The organism is Vibrio sp. Vb0598 (assembly GCF_033338935.1).
In the GTDB taxonomy this organism is placed as follows: domain Bacteria; phylum Pseudomonadota; class Gammaproteobacteria; order Enterobacterales; family Vibrionaceae; genus Vibrio; species Vibrio alginolyticus.
Genome location: NZ_JAWOTP010000075.1, coordinates 1 through 1,790 on the forward strand (window position 1 = coordinate 1; position 1,790 = coordinate 1,790).

2 pseudogenes are annotated in these 1,790 nt (G+C 48.3%); both read left to right on the forward strand.

The window, feature by feature from the left end:
* Window positions 1-476, forward strand: a pseudogene (gene vmeY / locus R7Q38_RS22985) (multidrug efflux RND transporter periplasmic adaptor subunit VmeY); the annotation flags it as partial.
* Window positions 477-484: 8 nt separating this feature from the next.
* Window positions 485-1,790, forward strand: a pseudogene (gene vmeZ, locus R7Q38_RS22990) (multidrug efflux RND transporter permease subunit VmeZ); the annotation flags it as partial.

Below are 1,790 nucleotides of genomic sequence, written 5' to 3' on the forward strand. Positions count from 1 at the left end.
CGATGGGCATGGATCGAATTAAAGGCGATGGTTCGGCCGAGTCGAACGGTGTGGAAGTGCAACTAGAGCTAGAAAACGGCCAGTTTTTCGAACATCTAGGTCAGCTTGATTTCTTGGGTAACCGTATTGATACCAAAACGGGCACGATTGCTATGCGTGCGTTGGTGCCAAACCCAGAACACAAACTGCTTCCTGGCCAGCACATCAAAGTCAACTTACGTGATAAGAATACGCGAGATGTCATCGTCGTGCCTCGTCGTGCGGTGCAAACTGACCTAGAAGGTGACTTCGTGATGGTGACAACGGAAGGCAACGTCGCTGAGCGTCGCAATGTAGAACTTGGCCCGCAAGTCGAGCAGGGCATCATCATTCGCGAAGGTCTTGAGAAAGGTGAAGCTGTTATCACACAAGGTCTACAGCGTGTTCGTAATGGCGTAGAAGTGCGTGTTCAAACTCCAACTGAAGACAAACAGTAGGAGGTCACATGTTAAGTCGTTTCTTTATACAAAGACCTAAGTTCGCGCTGGTCATTTCGATCATCCTGACGTTGGCTGGTGCCATTTCGTTGGCGATTTTGCCAGTGGCTGAATATCCGCAAATTAGTCCACCGTCGGTTAGCGTAACGGCGTACTACACTGGTGCAAGTGCCGAAGTGGTTGAACAGGCCATCGCCGATCCGATAGAGACATCGGTGAACGGCGTAGAAAACATGATTTACATGTCTTCGAAAAGTGCTAACGATGGTTCGTACAGCTTAAACGTTACGTTTGATGTTGGTACCGACCCAGATATGGCGCAGGTGAACGTGCAAAACCGAGTGGCACAGATTGAGTCAAAACTGCCTCAGGAAGTGCGCATGGTCGGCGTGACGGTGAAAAAGCGTTCTCCTGACCTATTGATGGTTCTGAACTTCTATTCACCAGACGGCAAGTACGATGACCAATTCTTAATTAACTACATCAACTTGAACGTAAAAGATCAGTTGGCGCGTGCGAAAGGCATCAGCGAAGTAAATGTAATTGGTGGTGGTGAATATGCGATGCGCGTGTGGTTGGACCCAGAAAAAATGGCCAACCTCAAGCTAACGACATCGGATGTATATGCTGCTTTAGCGGAGCAAAACGTTCAGGTTGCTGCTGGCCGTGTTGGTGCCGCGCCGTACAATAACCCGCAAGAAGTGCAGTTTAACCTAGTGACGAAAGGTCGCTTAGAAAGTGTGAGCGAGTTTGAAAACGTTGTTCTTCGTGCCAATCCAAATGGCTCTACGGTTTATCTAAAAGATGTTGCACGTGTTGAACTGGGTAAGAAGTTCTACGATGGTAACGGTAAGTGCCGTGGACAAGATGCTTCGATTGTCGCTCTGTCACTTCAGTCTGATGCAAACGCACTAGAAAGTGGTAAAGCAGTAATGGAACTGCTTGAACGCTTGAGCGAAAACTTCCCTGAAGGTATGACTTACGAAACCAGCTACGACACGACTGTGTTCGTCGCTGAGTCGATCAAAGGCGTGGTAAAAACACTTGTCGAAGCGATTCTACTGGTTATTGCCGTAACCTACCTATTCTTGGGCAGTGCGCGAGCAACGTTAATTCCAGTGGTCGCGATTCCAGTTTCGTTGATTGGTACGTTTGCCATCATGCAAGCGACAGGATTCACCATCAACACGGTAACCTTGTTCGGTTTGATTCTCGCGATTGGTATCGTGGTGGATGACGCGATTCTGGTTATCGAAAACGTTGATACCACGATGGCGAAAGATCCAACCATTTCACCTCGCAAAGCAACATTGC